15 protein-coding genes, 1 tRNA gene and 1 pseudogene are annotated in these 17,474 nt (G+C 65.6%); 15 read left to right on the forward strand and 2 right to left on the reverse strand.

Annotated elements, in window-relative coordinates:
• The first annotated feature begins 77 nt into the window (after positions 1-77).
• From folP to A9K58_RS16535, 12 genes and pseudogenes are all read left to right on the forward strand, one after another.
• Positions 78-974 (forward strand): dihydropteroate synthase, encoded by an 897-nt coding sequence (folP, locus tag A9K58_RS16480; RefSeq protein ID WP_065200366.1) that lies wholly within the window; start codon positions 78-80, stop codon positions 972-974.
• On the forward strand, positions 974-1,927 hold the full coding sequence (gene miaA / locus A9K58_RS16485) for a tRNA (adenosine(37)-N6)-dimethylallyltransferase MiaA (RefSeq protein ID WP_065200367.1): 954 nt from the start codon (positions 974-976) through the stop codon (positions 1,925-1,927). The genes folP and miaA overlap by 1 nt, the downstream gene beginning before the upstream one ends.
• A 96-nt stretch (positions 1,928-2,023) precedes the next feature.
• A complete protein-coding gene (hfq, locus tag A9K58_RS16490) occupies positions 2,024-2,299 on the forward strand; it encodes an RNA chaperone Hfq (protein ID WP_057498314.1) in 276 nt (91 codons plus the stop codon).
• A 14-nt stretch (positions 2,300-2,313) separates the two neighbouring features.
• Positions 2,314-3,624, forward strand: a complete 1,311-nt coding sequence (gene hflX, locus A9K58_RS16495) for a ribosome rescue GTPase HflX (protein ID WP_065200368.1) — start codon at positions 2,314-2,316, stop codon at positions 3,622-3,624.
• Positions 3,625-3,724: 100 nt separating this feature from the next.
• On the forward strand, positions 3,725-4,219 hold the full coding sequence (locus A9K58_RS16500) for a CinA family protein (RefSeq protein ID WP_065200369.1): 495 nt from the start codon (positions 3,725-3,727) through the stop codon (positions 4,217-4,219).
• A gap of 34 nt (positions 4,220-4,253) precedes the next feature.
• On the forward strand, positions 4,254-5,936 hold the full coding sequence (gene ubiB / locus A9K58_RS16505) for a 2-polyprenylphenol 6-hydroxylase (RefSeq protein WP_065200370.1): 1,683 nt from the start codon (positions 4,254-4,256) through the stop codon (positions 5,934-5,936).
• Between the two features lie 214 nt (positions 5,937-6,150).
• On the forward strand, positions 6,151-6,786 hold the full coding sequence (gene lexA, locus A9K58_RS16510) for a transcriptional repressor LexA (protein WP_065200371.1): 636 nt from the start codon (positions 6,151-6,153) through the stop codon (positions 6,784-6,786).
• Between the two features lie 279 nt (positions 6,787-7,065).
• A pseudogene (recA, locus tag A9K58_RS16515) lies at positions 7,066-8,027 on the forward strand (recombinase RecA).
• Between the two features lie 110 nt (positions 8,028-8,137).
• Positions 8,138-8,629, forward strand: a complete 492-nt coding sequence (gene recX / locus A9K58_RS16520) for a recombination regulator RecX (protein ID WP_065200372.1) — start codon at positions 8,138-8,140, stop codon at positions 8,627-8,629.
• Between the two features lie 109 nt (positions 8,630-8,738).
• Complete coding sequence (gene alaS / locus A9K58_RS16525; RefSeq protein ID WP_065200373.1) at positions 8,739-11,387, forward strand: alanine--tRNA ligase; 2,649 nt, start codon at positions 8,739-8,741, stop codon at positions 11,385-11,387.
• A 147-nt stretch (positions 11,388-11,534) separates the two neighbouring features.
• Positions 11,535-11,738: a carbon storage regulator CsrA gene (csrA, locus tag A9K58_RS16530; RefSeq protein ID WP_065200374.1), complete on the forward strand. Its 204-nt coding sequence runs from the start codon at positions 11,535-11,537 to the stop codon at positions 11,736-11,738.
• 77 nt (positions 11,739-11,815) lie between these two features.
• A tRNA-Ser gene (locus tag A9K58_RS16535) sits at positions 11,816-11,908 on the forward strand.
• Positions 11,909-11,950: 42 nt separating this feature from the next.
• Here the strand turns inward: A9K58_RS16535 and A9K58_RS16540 are convergent.
• Both A9K58_RS16540 and A9K58_RS16545 read right to left on the reverse strand, forming a co-directional pair.
• Complete coding sequence (locus tag A9K58_RS16540) at positions 11,951-12,199, reverse strand: helix-turn-helix transcriptional regulator (RefSeq protein ID WP_065200375.1); 249 nt, start codon at positions 12,197-12,199, stop codon at positions 11,951-11,953.
• A gap of 230 nt (positions 12,200-12,429) precedes the next feature.
• A complete protein-coding gene (locus A9K58_RS16545; protein WP_065200376.1) occupies positions 12,430-12,732 on the reverse strand; it encodes a hypothetical protein in 303 nt (100 codons plus the stop codon).
• Positions 12,733-12,865: 133 nt separating this feature from the next.
• Here A9K58_RS16545 and A9K58_RS16550 point away from each other — a divergent pair, with 133 nt between their 5' ends.
• The 3 genes from A9K58_RS16550 (at position 12,866) to A9K58_RS16560 (ending at position 17,470) form a co-directional block, all read left to right on the forward strand.
• Positions 12,866-13,381 (forward strand): RNA polymerase sigma factor, encoded by a 516-nt coding sequence (locus A9K58_RS16550; protein ID WP_065200377.1) that lies wholly within the window; start codon positions 12,866-12,868, stop codon positions 13,379-13,381.
• Positions 13,378-14,403, forward strand: a complete 1,026-nt coding sequence (locus tag A9K58_RS16555; RefSeq protein ID WP_065200378.1) for a FecR family protein — start codon at positions 13,378-13,380, stop codon at positions 14,401-14,403. Before A9K58_RS16550 ends, A9K58_RS16555 begins: the two co-directional genes overlap by 4 nt.
• 133 nt (positions 14,404-14,536) lie before the next feature.
• Positions 14,537-17,470 carry a TonB-dependent receptor gene (locus tag A9K58_RS16560; RefSeq protein WP_065200379.1) on the forward strand — a complete coding sequence of 978 codons (2,934 nt, stop codon included), beginning with the start codon at positions 14,537-14,539 and terminating at the stop codon, positions 17,468-17,470.
• Positions 17,471-17,474 lie beyond the last annotated feature (4 nt).

Here is a 17,474-nt window from a genome sequence, read left to right on the forward strand (position 1 = left end):
AGTGCGGGAACAAGGCGCGCATGCGATGGTACGGACCGGGGCTTAAACTACCTTTCGTTGCCCCAGCAGGATTGCCCATGTTCGATACGTCGCCCCAGCTCGATTGCGCCGGCCGCATCCTGCGCCTCGACCGTGCCCGGGTCATGGGCATCGTCAACGTCACCCCGGATTCGTTCTCGGATGGTGGCGCGCACGACACCACCGACGCGGCCGTCGCGCATGGCCTGAAGCTGGTGGAGGAGGGCGCCGACCTGCTCGATATTGGTGGCGAATCCACCCGCCCGGGCGCCGCGCCGGTACCGGCCGAGGAAGAACTGCGCCGGGTCATTCCAGTGATCGAACAGTTGGCCGCCCGGACCCAGGTGCCGATCAGCATCGATACCTTCAAGCCGGAGGTGATGCGCGCCGCAGTGGCGGCCGGGGCCGGCATGATCAATGACATCTTCGGCCTGCGCCAGGACGGCGCGCTGGACGCCGCCGCTGAAGCCGGCGTACCGGTGGTGCTGATGCACATGCAGGGGGAGCCGGGCCACATGCAGGCCGATCCGCACTACGACGATGTGGTCGCCGAAGTCCACGGCTTCCTGGTCCAGCGCCTGTTCGCCGCCGAGATGGCCGGCATCGCGAAGAAGAACCTGCTGATCGATCTTGGTTTCGGCTTCGGCAAGACCACCGCCCACAACATGACCCTGCTGGCGCGCTCGGAACGCTTCCTCGAACTGGGCGTGCCGATGTTGGCCGGCCTGTCGCGCAAGCGCAGCCTGGGCGAGCTGACGGGGCGCGATGCGCCGTCAGCGCGGGTAGCGGGCTCGGTGGCGGCGCACCTGATCGCGGTCCAGCGCGGTGCGCGCATCGTACGCGTGCATGACGTGGCCGCAACGGTCGATGCACTGAAGATCTGGCAGGCCGTGCAAGCGGTACCTGCGCCGCGTGCCGATGCCGTGGCGGCGATCCGCTGGCCGGACGAAGACTGATGGGCATCGACCGGCGGCCACTGGCGATTGCCGTGATGGGGCCGACGGCCAGTGGCAAGACCGCTACCGCGATCGCCCTGGCGCGGAAGCTCGATGGCGAGATCGTCAGCGTCGACTCGGCGCTGGTCTACCGCCATCTGGACATCGGCTCGGCCAAGCCGGACGCGGCCGAGCGCGCGCAGGCACCCCATCACCTGCTCGACCTTCGCGATCCGTGGCAGACCTACTCGGCGGCCGAGTTTGCTGCCGATGCCCGCCGGGCGGTGGCCGACATCGTGGCGCGCGGCAGGATGCCGATCCTGGCCGGTGGTACCGGCCTGTACTTCCGCGCATTGCTGCAGGGCCTGTCGCCGATGCCGGAGGCCGATCCGGCGACGCGCGAGGCGCTCAGCGCCGAGGCCGCCGAGCGCGGCTGGCCGGCACTGCATGCTGAACTGGCGCGGGTGGATCCAGCTGCGGCGGCACGCATTCACACCACCGACCCGCAGCGCATCCAGCGAGCGCTGGAGGTCCATCGCCTGACCGGCATCCCCATTTCTGAATGGCAGCGGCGGCCGGGCGTGGCACCCTTGCCGGTACGTACCCTGAAGTTGATCCTGGCCCCGCGCGACCGGGCAGTCCTGCACCAGCGCATCGAGGCACGCTTCGACGCCATGCTGGCGCAGGGCTTCCTCGACGAGGTACGGGCACTGCGCGCGATGCCGGAAATGGCCGCCGTGCAGGCACCACTGGACCTGCCCGCGGTGCGTGCGGTCGGCTACCGCCAGGCCTGGGAGTACCTGGATGGGGAGGGCGATGCAGCCCGGTTCCGTGACAAAGCGATCTTCGCCACCCGCCAGCTCGCCAAACGCCAGTTGACCTGGCTGCGTGGCGAGCTTGATGCGCGCTGGTTCGACCCCCATGTCGACAACGAACGCCTGGCCGGCGCGGTATCGACCTTCGTCGCGCGCTGAACCCCTGCCAGCCGTGTAACATCGTCGGTCGGCGCGCGGCCCCAGGGCCGCGACAACCGTCGGCAACCCAATAAGAACAATAATCAGGAGTGTGCAATGTCCAAGGGGCAATCGCTGCAGGATCCTTTCTTGAATGCACTGCGGCGCGAACGCGTGCCGGTTTCGGTGTACCTGGTCAACGGCATCAAGCTGCAGGGCACCATCGAGTCGTTTGACCAGTTCGTGGTCCTGCTGCGCAACACGGTCAGCCAGATGGTCTACAAGCACGCCATTTCCACGGTGGTCCCGGCACGCAATGTGAAGGTGGGCCCGGGGGGCGGCTACGTGCAGTCGAGTGAAGGTGGTCAGGCGGGTGATGAAGCAGACGAGTAAGACCGGAGCGGTGAATGTTTGACCGCTCGAAAAAGGGCGAGCACGCCCTGCTGATCCAGCCCCATTTCGGCAAGCTGGAAGATGATGTGCTGGAAGAATTCGGTGATCTGGCCCGCTCGGCCGGGGCCAGCATCGCCGCGACGATTACCGCGCGCCTGGACCGTCCCAACCCGTCGACCCTGATCGGCAGCGGCAAGCTGGACGAGATCAAGGCCGCCGCCGATGCGACCGGTGCCGACCTGGTCCTGGTCAATCATGCATTGAGCCCGGGCCAGGAGCGCAACCTGGAACGCTTCCTCGAGCGCCGGGTGATCGATCGTACCGGCCTGATCCTGGACATCTTCGCCCAGCGTGCACACAGCCATGAAGGCAAGCTGCAGGTCGAGCTGGCGCAGTTGCGCCATCTGGCCACGCGGCTGGTGCGCGGGTGGACCCACCTGGAGCGCCAGCGCGGTGGTTCGATCGGCCTGCGTGGCCCGGGCGAAACCCAGCTGGAAACCGACCGCCGCCTGCTGCAGAAGCGGGTGGAGCAGCTGCAGAAGCGGCTTGAGAAAGTGGAAGTGCAGCGTACCCAGATGCGCCGTGCGCGCGTGCGCAGCGAACTGCCGCGCGTGGCACTGGTCGGTTACACCAACGCCGGCAAGTCCACGCTGTTCAACGCGATGACCGGTGCCGAGGCGTACGCTGCCGACCAGCTGTTCGCCACGCTGGATCCCACCGTGCGCCGCATCGCGGTGCCGGGCGGCAACGTGGTGCTGGCCGACACCGTCGGTTTCGTCCGTGACCTGCCGCATGACCTGGTTGCCGCATTCCGTTCGACGTTGTCCGAGGCGCGTGAGGCCGACTTCCTGCTGCATGTGGTCGATGCCGCCGATCCGCACCGCGAGGAGCGCATCGCCCAGGTCGACGAGGTACTGGCTGCGGTCGGTGCCGGTGACCTGCCGCAGTTGCTGGTGTTCAACAAGATCGACCGGATCGACGGCGCCGAGGTCCGCCACGATGGCCAGGATGGCATTCCGGACGAGTCGCGCCGCGAGCGGGTATGGATCTCCGCGCGTGACGGGCAGGGCCTGGAACTGCTGCAGGCGGTGCTGGGCAAGCGCCTGGGTCTGCAGCATGTCACTGGCGAGCTGCGCCTGCCACCGGATGCCGGCCGCCTGCGCGCGCGCCTGCACCAGCTGGAAGTGATCCGCAGCGAGCAGGCCGACGAAGAAGGTTGGCTGTTGCAGGTCGACCTGCCGATCGCCGAAGCCGAAAAGCTGGCCGCCAGCGCCGACGGCGCGCCGATCCGGGCCCTGCTGCCGGAAAAGCTGCCGGAGTGGTGAGGGAGCGCCGGGCCATGCCCGGCGGCGGTCCCGGCGACGCGCGACATCTGGCTGTCATCTGCGGTACAACGTGCAGGTTCTTCACCCGATCCTCATACCCATGCCCATCCCCACCGACGCTGATCTCAATGCCCAGTCCGCCGCGCTCGGGCAACGCCTGCAGCAGGCCGCGCTGCAGCTGGTGACGGCTGAAAGCTGCAGCGGTGGCTGGATCGCCAAGTGCATGACCGACATCGCCGGTTCCTCGGCATTCTTCGACTGCGGCATGGTGGTGTACAGCTACGAAGCCAAGCAACGCCTGCTGGGCGTGCGTGCACAGACGCTGGAACAGTTCGGTGCGGTCAGCCGCGAAACCGTGCTGGAGATGGTGTCGGGTGCGCTGGTCAATTCCGGTGCCGGCGTCGCGGTGGCGGTGACCGGCATCGCCGGCCCCGGTGGCGGCAGCCCGGACAAGCCGGTCGGCAGCGTCTGGATCGGCTGGAAGCGCCGTGGCGGCTACGCCCGTGCCGAGCTGTTCCAGTTCGATGGCGACCGCGAAGCCATCCGCCGGCAGACCGTGGCGGCGGCATTGCGTGGTATCGACGCCCAGCTGTGACATGCTGCGCCGGTAATCGTCCGGAGCACGCAAGATGTGGGAAACGCTGGGCACGGTCCGTGACCTGGGCCGACTGCAGGAAATCGCCGTCGTCCTGATCCGCTACGGCTTCGGTGACGTGGTGCGGCGCATCGGCCTGGCCACGACGCTGGAGCGGGCAGGCCGGCTGCTGCACTGGAACGAGGACCGCCAGGAGCTGCTGCGGATGACCGCGCCGGTGCGCGTGCGCAGCGCGCTGCAGGATCTCGGTCCGACTTTCGTCAAGCTTGGCCAGGTGCTGGCCACCCGCGTCGACCTGCTGCCGCCGGATTGGATCGCCGAACTTTCCGAACTGCAGAATGCGGTGCCGGCGCTGCCCTATGCGGCCATTCGTGGGCAGCTGGAAGCCGACCTGGGAGCGCCACCGGCAGAGGTGTTCGCCTTCCTCGACGAGGTGCCCATGGCCGCTGCTTCGCTGGCGCAGGCCCACCGCGCGCGCCTTCATGATGGGCGCGAAGTGGTGCTCAAGGTGCGCCGCCCCGGTATCCGTGATGTGGTCGAGGCCGATCTGCGGCTGCTGGCGAGGCTGGCCGAGATCGTCGAAGCACGCTTGCCGGACCTGCGCCGCTATCGCCCGGCGGAGGTCGTGCAGCAGTTCACGGTATCGCTGCGCCGCGAGCTGGATTTCGCCGCTGAGTGCCGCAACGCAGAGCGCATCGCGCGCAACTTCAGCGGGCGCGACGACATCCTGATTCCTGGCGTGCATTGGCAATGGACCAGCGAGAGCCTGAACGTTCAGGACTTCGTCGGCGGCATTCCCGGCCGCGACCTGGCAGGCGTGGATGCAGCGGGGCTGGATCGGCGTGAACTGGCCCGGCGCGGTGCCGGCATCGTGCTGAAGATGGTGCTGGAGGATGGCTGCTTCCATGCCGATCCGCACCCGGGCAACATCATCTACCTGCTCGACGGCCGCATCGGCGTGATTGATTTCGGCATGGTGGGCGCGCTGCCCGAGGTGCGCCGTTTCCAGGTGGCGCAGCTGCTGCACGGGCTGGTCGAGCAGGACCCGCAGAGCGTGGCGGACGTGCTGCTGGACTGGGCCGGCGGGGTGGAAGTGGACGAGTACCGGCTGCAGCACGACATCAGCCAGTTCGTCGACCAGTACCGGGGCGTGCCGCTGAAGGACCTGCGCATCGGCCTGATGCTGGGCGACATCACCCAGCTGCTGCGCAGCTACAGCCTCACCCTGCCGGCCGACCTGGCGTTGATGATCAAGGCGTTCCTCACGCTGGAAGGCATGGGACGCCAGCTCGACCCGGATTTCGACATGGCCAGCGCTGCACGCCCGTTCCTGGAGCGGGTCGTGCTCCAGCGCTACGCGCCGCGGGCCCTGCTCAAGCGGGGGCGGCGCAGCCTGCTGGGCCTGGTCGATATTGCCGGCGAGCTGCCCCGTGACCTGCGCAAGCTGGTCCAGGCCGCGCGCCGCGGACGCCTTCAGCTGAAGGTGGAAACCAGTGCCCTGCAAGGTTTCGGCGAGCAGGTCAACCGCGCGGCGAACCGGCTGGTGATGGGTATTGTCACCGCTGCGCTGATCATCGGCTCGTCGATCGTGATGCACAGCGTAGGTGGCGTTTCCAGCCGCTGGCTGCTGGCGCTGGGCGTGTGTGGCTTCATCGGCGCGGGCATCTGTGGTGTCTGGATCCTGTACTCGATCTGGCGGAGCGGCAAGCACACATGATGTGCTTGCCGCAGCGGCTTCCGGGGGAAGCGCGGAATCACGAAGCGATTCCTGTGGAGCAGAGCCATGCTCGGCTGCTCTTCGATCCGCTGTCTCTGATGCCCTGTCCCGCGCCTACGCAGGACCGCCAAGCATGGGGCCGCGGGCGTCCCGATGGCAGGCTTGTCGTTTCCGGCACTTGCAGTCCTGGCAATTAGTAGTAATACTACTAACCATGGACCTGACCGACACCCAGCAGGCGATCCTGCAGTTGATCGCCGAGCGTATCGAGAGCGAGGGCGCGCCGCCGTCGCAGACTGAAATCGCCCGTGCGTTCGGCTTCAAGGGCGTGCGCGCGGCCCAGTACCACCTGGAAGCCCTGGAGCAGGCGGGTGCGATCCGGCGCATCCCCGGCCAGGCCCGAGGCATCCGCCTGGTGCAGGCACCCACGGTGGAGAAAGTGGCCGAGCCGGAGTTGCCCGAGGGCGTGCTCCGGCTGCCGGTGCTGGGCCGGGTGGCGGCGGGCCTGCCGATCGGCGCCGATATTGGCTCGGATGACTTCGTGGTGCTGGACCGGGTGTTCTTTTCGCCGGCGCCGGACTACCTGCTGAAGGTGCAGGGCGATTCGATGATCGACGAGGGCATCTTCGACGGTGACCTGATCGGCGTGCACCGCACCCGTGACGCCCGTTCCGGGCAGATCGTGGTGGCCCGCATCGATGACGAGATCACCGTCAAGCTGCTGAAGATCGCCAAGGACCGGATCCGCCTGTTGCCACGCAATCCGGACTACAGGCCGATCGAGGTGCTGCCGGACCAGGACTTTGCGATCGAAGGCCTGTACTGCGGCCTGTTGCGACCCAACCGTTGATCGGATCCATAGCGCATTACTCCGCGGTCTTTTGTGGCGATTCTCTGGTTCCACTGAGGTTGGTACGGATGTCCGATAATTCTTTTCAGAGCGCCGGGCAGAATCTCAGCCTGTGCGATACGTCCGACCTAAAGTGAGCCCATGGCAAAGAAGACCGCGAAAGACAGCACCCCCAACGACATGACCTCTGCAAGGACCAATACGATGGACGAGAACAAGAAGCGCGCCTTGGCTGCTGCTCTGGGCCAGATCGAAAAGCAGTTCGGCAAGGGCTCGGTGATGCGCATGGGCGACCGCGTGGTCGAGCCCGTCGAAGCCATCCCGACCGGGTCGCTGATGCTCGACATCGCACTGGGCATTGGTGGTCTGCCGAAGGGCCGTGTCGTCGAGATCTACGGGCCGGAATCCTCGGGCAAGACCACTCTGACCCTGCAGGCGATCGCCGAATGCCAGAAGATGGGGGGCACTGCGGCCTTCATCGACGCCGAGCACGCATTGGACCCGATCTACGCCGCCAAGTGGGCGTGAATGTGGATGACCTGCTTCTGTCGCAGCCGGACACCGGTGAGCAGGCGCTGGAAATCGCCGACATGCTGGTCCGTTCGGGTTCGGTCGACATCCTGGTGGTCGACTCGGTTGCCGCGCTGACCCCGAAGGCGGAAATCGAAGGCGAGATGGGTGACCAGCTACCGGGCCTGCAGGCGCGCCTGATGAGCCAGGCGCTGCGAAAGCTGACCGGCAACATCAAGCGCTCCAACACGCTGGTGATCTTCATCAACCAGCTGCGCATGAAGATCGGCGTGATGATGCCGGGCCAGAGCCCGGAAACCACCACCGGCGGCAACGCGCTGAAGTTCTACGCCTCGGTGCGCCTGGACATCCGTCGCATTGGTGCGATCAAGAAGGGCGATGAGATCATCGGCAACCAGACCAAGATCAAGGTGGTCAAGAACAAACTGGCGCCGCCGTTCAAGCAGGTCGTTACCGAGATCCTGTACGGCGAAGGCATCAGCCGCGAAGGCGAACTGATTGACATGGGCGTGGATGCGAAGCTGGTCGAGAAGGCCGGTGCCTGGTACAGCTACGGTGATGAGCGCATCGGCCAGGGCAAGGATAATGCCCGTGGCTACCTGCGCGACAACCCGACCGTCGCCGCCAAGCTCGAAGCCGAGCTGCGCGAGAAGTTCCAGCCGGCCGAAGCGGCCCGCGAGGAAGGCGACGACGAAAGCGACGACGAGTAAGGCTTGCTGTGGGGCAGGGTGGCGCCGTCAGTGACGTCGCCCTGTCCCGCAGGTTCGAATCGCCCACGGATGGGCAGGGCGCCACGGATGGCGCCACCCCTGGAGCACCAATGTCCGACGCCGACGACATTCCCACCGGCCGCAAGCGCCGGCCGCGCGAGCAGACGCCTGTACAGAGGGCTCTGGGCCTGCTGGTCCGCCGCGAGCACTCGCGCAAGGAGCTCACCCGCAAGCTGACTGCCCGTGGCATTGAAGGCGAGGCCGCACAGGCCGCTGTCGCCAAGCTGACCGAAGCCGGGTGGCAGGACGACACCCGATTTGCCGAGAACCTGGTGCGGATGCGCGCCAGCACCGGCTATGGCCCGATCCATATCCGTGCCGAGCTGGGAACCCACGGCCTGGACAGTGGCGCGATTGCGGCGGCAATGGACAGCTACGAAGGCGACTGGCAGGAAAACGCCCGCGACCTGGTCCGCCGACGTTTTGGCGAGGCCGGCCCGCAGGACCTGGCGCAGCGGCGCAAGGCCGCCGATCTGCTGGCCCGGCGGGGCTTCGACGGCGACAGCATCCGTCGTGCAACCCGCTACGATTCGGATGACTGAGACTGGCGGCGCCGGGCCTGATACCCTTTAGGTTTTCGGCGGTCCCTCGTGACCCTGGCCAGTGCGGCCGGTGGTCCGGAGCCGCCGGCCCGCAGACTGCCAGCCCCCAATGAACGCATCCGCCAAATTCACGACCTCCCAGATCCGCAGCGATTTCCTTGAATTCTTCAAGGGCAAAGGCCACACCATCGTGCCGTCGGCGCCGCTGGTGCCGGGCAATGATCCGACCCTGTTGTTCACCAATTCCGGCATGGTGCAGTTCAAGGACGTGTTCCTGGGCGCGGAAAAGCGCAGCTACGTGCGCGCGGCTGACGTCCAGCGCTGCCTGCGCGCGGGCGGCAAGCACAATGACCTCGACCAGGTCGGTTACACCGCGCGCCACCATACATTCTTCGAAATGCTGGGGAACTGGTCGTTCGGCGATTACTTCAAGAAGGACGCGATTGCCTGGGCCTGGGAGTTGCTGACCCAGGTCTGGAAGCTGCCGGCCGAGCGCCTGCTGGTCACCGTTTACCAGACCGACGATGAAGCCTACGAGCTCTGGCGGGACATGATTGGCGTGCCGGAAGAGCGCATCGTGCGCATCGGCGACAACAAGGGCGCGCCGTTTGCCTCGGACAATTTCTGGCAGATGGCCGATACCGGCCCGTGCGGTCCGTGCACCGAGATTTTCTACGATCACGGCGACCATATCGCCGGCGGTCCCCCGGGTTCTCCGGAGGAGGACGGCGACCGTTTCATCGAAATATGGAATCTGGTGTTCATGCAGTTCGACCGCCAGCCTGACGGCACCCTGGTGCCACTGCCGGCGCCGTGCGTGGACACCGGCATGGGCCTGGAGCGCCTGGCGGCGATCCTGCAGCATGTCCACACAAACTACGAGATCGACCTGTTCCAGGCACTGATCCGCAAGGCCGCCGAGCTGACCGGCACCGCCGACCTGGAAAACAAGTCGCTGCGGGTGATCGCCGACCACATCCGGGCCTGCTCGTTCCTGATCGTTGACGGCGTGCTGCCCTCCAATGAGGGACGCGGCTACGTGCTGCGCCGCATCATCCGTCGTGCCCTGCGCCATGGTTGGATGCTGGGCGTCCGCCAGCCGTTCTTCAGCAGGCTGGTGCCGACCCTGGTCGAGCAGATGGGGGAGGCCTATCCGGAATTGCCGGCGGCGATGGACACCGTCGTCCGCGCACTGCAGGCCGAGGAGGAGCGTTTTGCCGAGACCCTCGATGCGGGCATGAAGATTTTCGAGGATGTTGCTGGCAAGGCCAGCAATGGCGTGATTCCCGGAATTGACGCCTTCCGCCTGTATGACACCTATGGCTTCCCGCTCGACCTGACCCAGGACATCGCCCGCGAGCGCGACCTGACCGTCGACATTGCCGGCTTCGACGCGGCGATGGAGCAGCAGCGCCAGACGGCGCGCGCTGCAGGCAAGTTCGGCGGAGGCGTGACCCTGCCGGCCGAGCTGGTGGCGACTCTCAGCCCGACCGTGTTCCTCGGTTACGACCGCCTGCGGGCTGATGGCCTTACCGTGCTGGCCCTGCTCAAGGATGGCCGGCCGGCGCAGTCCGCCGAGGCCGGCGACGCGGTCATCGTCATCACCGACCAGACTCCGTTCTACGCCGAGTCCGGCGGCCAGGTCGGCGATACCGGCGTGCTGACCGGTGGTGGCGTGCGCCTGGAAGTGGAAGACACGCAGAAGTTCGCCGGCCAGTTCCATGGCCATGTCGGCACCCTGTCCGAAGGTGGCCTGAAGGTCGGCGATGTGCTGTCCGGCCAGGTCGATGGCGAGCGCCGTGGCGCCACCATCCTGAACCATTCGGCTACCCATCTGCTGCACGCCGCCCTGCGCGAAGTGCTGGGTACCCACGTGCAGCAGAAGGGCTCGCTGGTGGCGCCGGACCGGCTGCGCTTTGACTTCTCGCACTTCCAGCCGATCAGCGCCGACGAATTGGCGGTGATCGAGCGCAGGGTCAACCAGCAGGTGCGTGCCAACAATGCTGCCGAAGTGCACACCATGGGCATGCAGGAAGCCCTGGATTTCGGTGCGATGGCCCTGTTCGGCGAGAAATATGGCGAGCGGGTGCGGGTGCTGAAGATGGGGGACTATTCCACCGAGCTGTGCGGTGGCACCCACGTCAACCGTACCGGCGACATCGGCCTGTTCAAGATCACCTCCGAAGGCGGTGTTTCCGCCGGCGTGCGCCGTATCGAGGCGGTTACCGGCCAAGGGGCCCTGGACTATGTGGCGGCCGAGGAGGCCCGACTGGCCGAGGCCGCTGAACTGCTCGGCGGCAGTGCCGCCGACGTGGTCGAGAAGATCCGTGCCCTCGGCCAGCGGCAGAAGCAGCTGGAGCGCGAACTGGAAGCCGTGAAGGCCAAGGTCGCCGCAGGCGCTACCGCCGATCTGTCCGGCCAGGCCGTCGAGGTCGCCGGCGTGAAGGTGCTGGCCGTCCGGCTGGAAGGCTTTGATGCCAAGGCCCTGCGTGACGCGATGGACCGCCTGAAGCAGCAACTGGGCGACGCAGTGATCGTGCTGGCCGGTGCCCAGGACGGCAAGGCCGCCCTGGTCGCCGGTGTGAACGGCAGCGCAATGGGCAAGGTCAAGGCCGGGGAACTGTTGTCCCACATCGCCAGTCAGATCGGGGGCAAGGGCGGCGGACGCCCGGACCTCGCCCAGGGTGGTGGTGAGGACGGGCCCGCCCTTGCTACTGCGCTGGCTGCAGTGGTCGAATGGGTCAGCCCCCGCCTGTGATGAACCCGGCCGTCCCCCTCCTTGTAGGAGCGGGACGGCTGACGGTACCATTGCGAATCTTTTCCCTTTGTCGTGGTAGCGCTTCTTGACGGAGCGTCAAGCCGGTGGGGGATACCCTTCCACACGGTTCCATGGAGACTTGCAAAAATGTTGATCCTGACTCGCCGCGTCGGCGAAACCCTGATGATCGGTGACTCGGTGAGCGTCACCGTGCTTGGCGTCAAGGGTAACCAGGTGCGTATCGGCATCACTGCGCCGAAGGACGTTGCTGTGCATCGCGAAGAGATCTATCAGCGCATCCAGCGTGGTGACGAAGCCGGTGGCACCGGCAATGAAAATTCTGCCGAATAACGCTTTACCTTCGCACTCGATTAACGTTATGATTCACGCCCCGCTGAGGTGCAACGCACGCATGCGGTGAAACCCCCGGAGTGATGCCCGAGTGGCCGAAGGGGCTCCCCTGCTAAGGGAGTATAGGGTCAAAAGCTCTATCGAGGGTTCGAATCCCTCTCACTCCGCCAAGTTACGAACTAAGCCCCTGTTTCTAGGGGCTTTTTTCGTTTCTAGGCCGCGCGTCCCATGATTTGACCCACATTCTGTGGATGCGTGATCGAAGCGATGAAACGATCGATGTCCTCGTTCAACCATACCGCACGGGCGCCGATCTTGTACGACTTCGGGAAAGTGCCTTCCTTCACCCGGCGATAGATCGACGAGTGGCTCAAGCTGGCGCGCACTGCGACGACTTCGATTGGCTGCAGGTCGGCGTGCAGTTCCGCGACAGTGATCTCGTGCGTCTTATTCGTAGCCATGGTGTCCTCCTTCAGTTCGTGGCCAGCGCAGCGCGCAGCTGCTCGGTGCTTCCGCCGTCGCATTCGGCTCGCATGCCTGGGCCGCTACTGCTTCCAGCGCCAGCCGAAAGGGTGCTGGCAGTTCCTTCCCCTCGGCTGCGGTGCGGCGCAGAATGCCCGCGCAGTCTGTCGGGCTCAAGAAGTACCGGGCGTCGATCGGTCCAGTTTCCAGTCTCGACCGCCGCCTGCGATCAGGCCGGATACAGGCCGGGGAAGAACATCGGAATGATCACCACCCCGAGCAACAGCAATCCCCAGGCATGCCACGGCAACCAGCGCTCGAACCGCTGGCGCGCGCGCTGTGGCACCCGGCGGCCCGCGATCCACAACAGTAGCGTGAGCAGGCCCAGCGCGTAGGCGAGGGCGACGATCACGGGATGCACCTGGATGACCCGGTTGGGCGGCCACATCTGCTGCTGGTAGGCAGTGGTATGCGCGACCAGCAGCAGGAACAGCAGGCTGCTGAAGGTGTTGATGGCAGTACGTGCGTTCATCGGCGGCACTCCTTGCGCGGGCCGTTGGATTGCAGGGGCGGCATTCTAGCGGTTGCCCGTCGCTGCTGAAACGCCACTGTCATCGGTGGGCGTCACGCTGCGGGGCTTTCCAGCCTGGGGTGGTTGGCCGGCAGTGAACAGCGTGAGGATCTGGGAGAAAGGCTATGAACTGCAGCGGCGACTGCTGCGTGGCTTCTTCCTGCGTCGCGGCTCGGCAAGCGAGGATGCAGAGGATCTCGCGCAGGAGGTATACCTGCGCCTGCTGCGCAGTACCGGCGAGCACGCAGACATGGTCGAGAATCCGGAGGCCTACCTGTTCGCGGTGGCCGCCAACCTGGCACGGGAACATGCGCGTTCGCGAGGCTCGATACCGCCCCTGGAGGACGTCGACCTGCTGGCCGAAGTGCTGAAGAGCGAAGAAGACCTGGAAGGTGAGTTCGAACGCGCGCAGCGCTGGAGCCATATCCGCAGCACGATCGCCCAGTTGCCCTCCACCACGCGGAAGGTGATGGAACTGCACTATCGCGATGGGCTGGATTGCCCGCGAATCAGCCAGCAGCTGCAGGTATCGGTGCACATGGTGCGCAAGCATATCGGAAAGGGACTGGAAGCCTGCAGGAAAGGGCTGGATGCGAGGGAGCACGCATGAACCTGGGGAAGCACGGCGCCGGCAACGACGAGATCACCCGCCAGGCCGGTGACTGGTTCCTGCGCAACCGTGATGATGCGTTGAGCGGAAGCCAGCGTGCTGCCTTCCTGGCGTGGATGACGTGCTCGCCTGAACACGTGCGGGCCTATCTACGCGTGCTGGCGCTGCACCGCCAGGTTGGCGACGCGCTGCAACAGCCTTCATCCGGCACGGCACCATTGGCAGCGCCGCAGCCCGCATCGGCGAAGGTGGTGCCGCTGTTCGCGGCGGCATCGGCAACACCGCGTGCTGCGCCGCGATGGCATCGAACCCGCAGGAAGACCGCAGTTGCAGCCGCCTGCATCGCGCTGCTCGGCGTTGGCCTGCTGTTCCTGGGACTCCCTGCAACGCAGGTCTACAGCGCAGGGCACGGCGACCTGCGCGAACTGGTACTGGCGGACCAGACCCGGGTGCGCCTCAACGCGGACAGTCGCGTGCGCGTGCGCATGGGGTGGTTCGCGCGCCAGGTGGAGTTGTTGCAGGGCGAGGCCACCTTCGACATCGCCCACGACCGGCGTCCGTTCGAGGTGCAGGTGAACGGGTTGCGCATACGCGATATCGGCACCGTCTTCGATGTATCGCGGAGGTTGCAGGGTACCCGTATCGGCGTTGTCTCCGGTGAGGTGGAAGTGTGGAGCGATGGGCCCGATCCGAGGCGCCTGGCGCAGTTGGGCGAGGGCCGGGTGGTACAGGTCGATGCCCGCAGCCAGGTGGTGGAGTCGCTCGACATGCCGCTATCCATGCTGCTGGACTGGCAGCAGCGCAAGGTGTCCTTCCTTGACGAGCGGCTGGATGAGGTGGCTGCTGCCTTCAATCGCCACAACCAGGTGCAGGTGCGGGTGCTGGATGACGGTGCTGCGTCGGCGCGGCTGTCCGGCAGCCTGGAAGCGCATCGCATCGGCGCCCTGCAGGCCTTCCTCGAGCGCGACCCGCGCTTGCGCGTGCACCGCGAAGGCGACACGGTGCGGGTCGGCAGCCGTTGAGGCTGGCGCCTGGGCATTGTCAGAAAAAATTCATCGAATCCGCGTTCTCCACTTCGGTGGAACCCGGCTCTTACTTGGAGAAGCCGCTGTCGATGCAGCGGTACCTGCCGCCTTCTTTCTTCAAGGACCCGTGATGCGGAACGCGCTTTACCTGTCGATTGTCCTCGCCTTGTCTCCCTGCAGCATGCCGCTGGCGCTTGCGGCAACGGCCGAGGGCCTGGAAGCCCGTGTCGCCGCACCGATCGCGGCGCAGCCGCTGGACCGCGCACTGGAGCAGCTGTCGCGCAGTTCCGGCGTGCAGTTCCTGTACGCGGCCAACGGCAAGGCGCGCATGGCGGGGGCGGTGCCCGGCGGCGCCACCGTCCGGCAGGCACTGGACGCGCTGCTGGCGGGTACCGGGCTGGGCTACACCGTCGTGGACGGCAATGTCATCGCCATCGACCCGGCACCTGCGCGTACGGCGCCGAAACCATCCCCGCCGAAGTCGCACGAGGCTGAAGCGGTGATGGCGCCGACGCTGGCCACGGTGAAAGTGATCGCCGCACACGAGGTGATCGACCAGAAGAAGACCTCGCCGGTGATCAGGGACTCCGTGATCTATGACGAGATGGACAGCTATGGCGACGAGACCCTGGCCGAGAGCCTGATGGCTGCGCCGGGGCTGAGTGCGGTTGAGGATGCGGGCGAGCCCCGCTACGTGACCGTGCGCGGGGTGCAGGCCAATCTCAATTACACGACCCTCGATGGAATCGCGATCGCCAGCGTCGGGGGCAGTGGTTCCGGCGAACGCATGAACAACCTGCAGCTGATTCCCAGTGATATCGGCACCCGCACCGACGTCTACAAGAGCTTCAGTGCCGAGCAGGCGCCGGACGCCATCGGCGGCGTGATCGACATCATCAGTCGCAGCGCATTCGACAGGTCCGGGAAGTACGTATTTGCGGATGTGGCGGGCATCTACTCCACTGCGGAGACCAACGTCGAGCGCAGCGCCGGCGGCAACCACGAGACGCTGGGGCACTTCGGAAAGAGCGCCAAGGTGGTGTTCTCCAACCAGTTCGGTGCCGACCAGGAGTTCGGCATCGTCGCCGTGGCCCGCTACGAGCAGCGCTCGCGCAACAGCGTCAAGCGCTGGGTGGAATCGAACTACTACTACAACGATGCCGGCAAGTACCTCACTGACGGAACCTCCGAACCAGACGAGGCAAAGGGCTGGAATGGACTGCGCGCACCCGGCAACTTCAGCACAGGCACCTACACCAACTTCATCACCAACTTCGGCGGCTCGGCCAAGCTGGAGTGGAAGCCGTCGGCGGATCCGTTCTACGCGTCGTTGCTGCTGTACTCATACCGGTTCTATGAGAACTCGACGATGAACAAGACCGATCTGTACGGCAACGCCAAGTTCGCGATCCGCGACCAGACCGAAGAGGGCGGCACCAGCCAGATCAACAGCATCTACATCAAGAACCGGCATGATCGCTGGGATCGCAGCAACCGCGGCGCCATCACCCGCTTCGACTGGGATATCGGCGACCGCTCCCGCTTGACCCTGCGCGCCGGCCATACCGAGGAGACCTTCCACAACAACCAGGTCTACTGGGGCGTGCGTGCCTATCCCAGCAACCTGTTCGTGGATTACGAAAATGACAGCCACGGATTCCCCAATGCCGTGGCCGTTTCCGATTCCAGCCTGCTGACCAGCTCGGCGTTCAAGCTCAATCCCGCGCAGGCCTACATCTCACCGCGCGATGCCAAGGAGAGCATCGACAACCTGCGCGCCGACTTCAGCTACAACATCGACGCCGATGCGCGTGGCTTCGGCCTGGCCGCAGGCGCGGAATACCGGCATCTGAAGATCTGGCAGGACATCGACTTCGACTACTACAAGAGCAGCGCCACGCTGAACGATTACCTGTACCCGGGCTCGACCCTGCTCGGTAGCGTGCCGGGCTTCCCGCTGATCGACAACCGCAAGTGGAACGAACAGCTGTTCCCCACGCTGGGCAGCAACAACGCGGCCTATCCCAATGCCAACTTCACCAGCGACTACAAGTACGTGGAGGACATCGGCAACGCCTACGTGTCTGCCCACTATGCCTGGGACCGCCTGCTGCTGATTGGCGGCCTGCGCTACGACCATACCCGCTTCGACGCCTACAGCCCGTTCAGCGATGACGGCGGAACGACCTATACCCCGGCATTCCGCAAGACCCACGGCGGCTACAACAACCTGTTGCCGTCGTTGAATGCGATGTTCAGGCTGGGCAATGACCAGCGCCTGCGCTTCTCTGCCAGCCGTACGCTCGGCCGGCCGACGCCCAGCAACATCGCGCAGGCTGTCAGCACCAGCTGTGGCGACGATGAGGAAGGCAGGGGCTTCTGCAGCATCAAGCAAGGCAACGCCAACCTGCGGCCGCGTCGTTCCACCAACATCGACCTGGCGTGGGACCTGTATTTCAACGGCAACAATGGGCTGGTTTCGCTGGCGCTGTTCGACAAGGTGATCAGGGACGACATCTACACCCTGACTACCTTCGAGGACGTGGGGGACACCCGCTACCGGGTGACGCAGCCGATGAACACCGACGAGTCCACGCTGCGCGGTATCGAGTTCGCGGTGGCCAACCGCAACCTGCAGTGGGGGCGCCAGCGCTTCGACATGTACTTCAACGCAACCCGGCTCGAGGGCCAGACCAACTACCGCATCAGTGATGGCAGCGAACGCCGCCTTGATCGCCTGCTCTATCAGCCGGACTGGTCGCTCAACGGTTCGGTGATCTGGCGCATGCCGTGGAAGGGCGCGCAGCTGCGCCTGTCCGGAACGTACCGCAGCAGGATGCTGGTCGACTTCGGCGACACCGAGTGGCTGGATTCCTATTACGACCCGTACATGACCTTCAACATGGCCTTCAGCCACAAGGTCAGCAAGCACGTGACGCTGAAGTACGAGGCCAAGAACCTGTTCAATACCCAACCAACCTACAGCACCGGTCCCGAAGGGCGCTTCCGCACCGAGATCGACGATTACGGCCGGTTCTTCTACTTCCACATCATCTACAACTGAGGGC

The organism is Stenotrophomonas maltophilia (assembly GCF_001676385.1).
GTDB classification, from domain to species: Bacteria; Pseudomonadota; Gammaproteobacteria; order Xanthomonadales; family Xanthomonadaceae; genus Stenotrophomonas; species Stenotrophomonas maltophilia_J.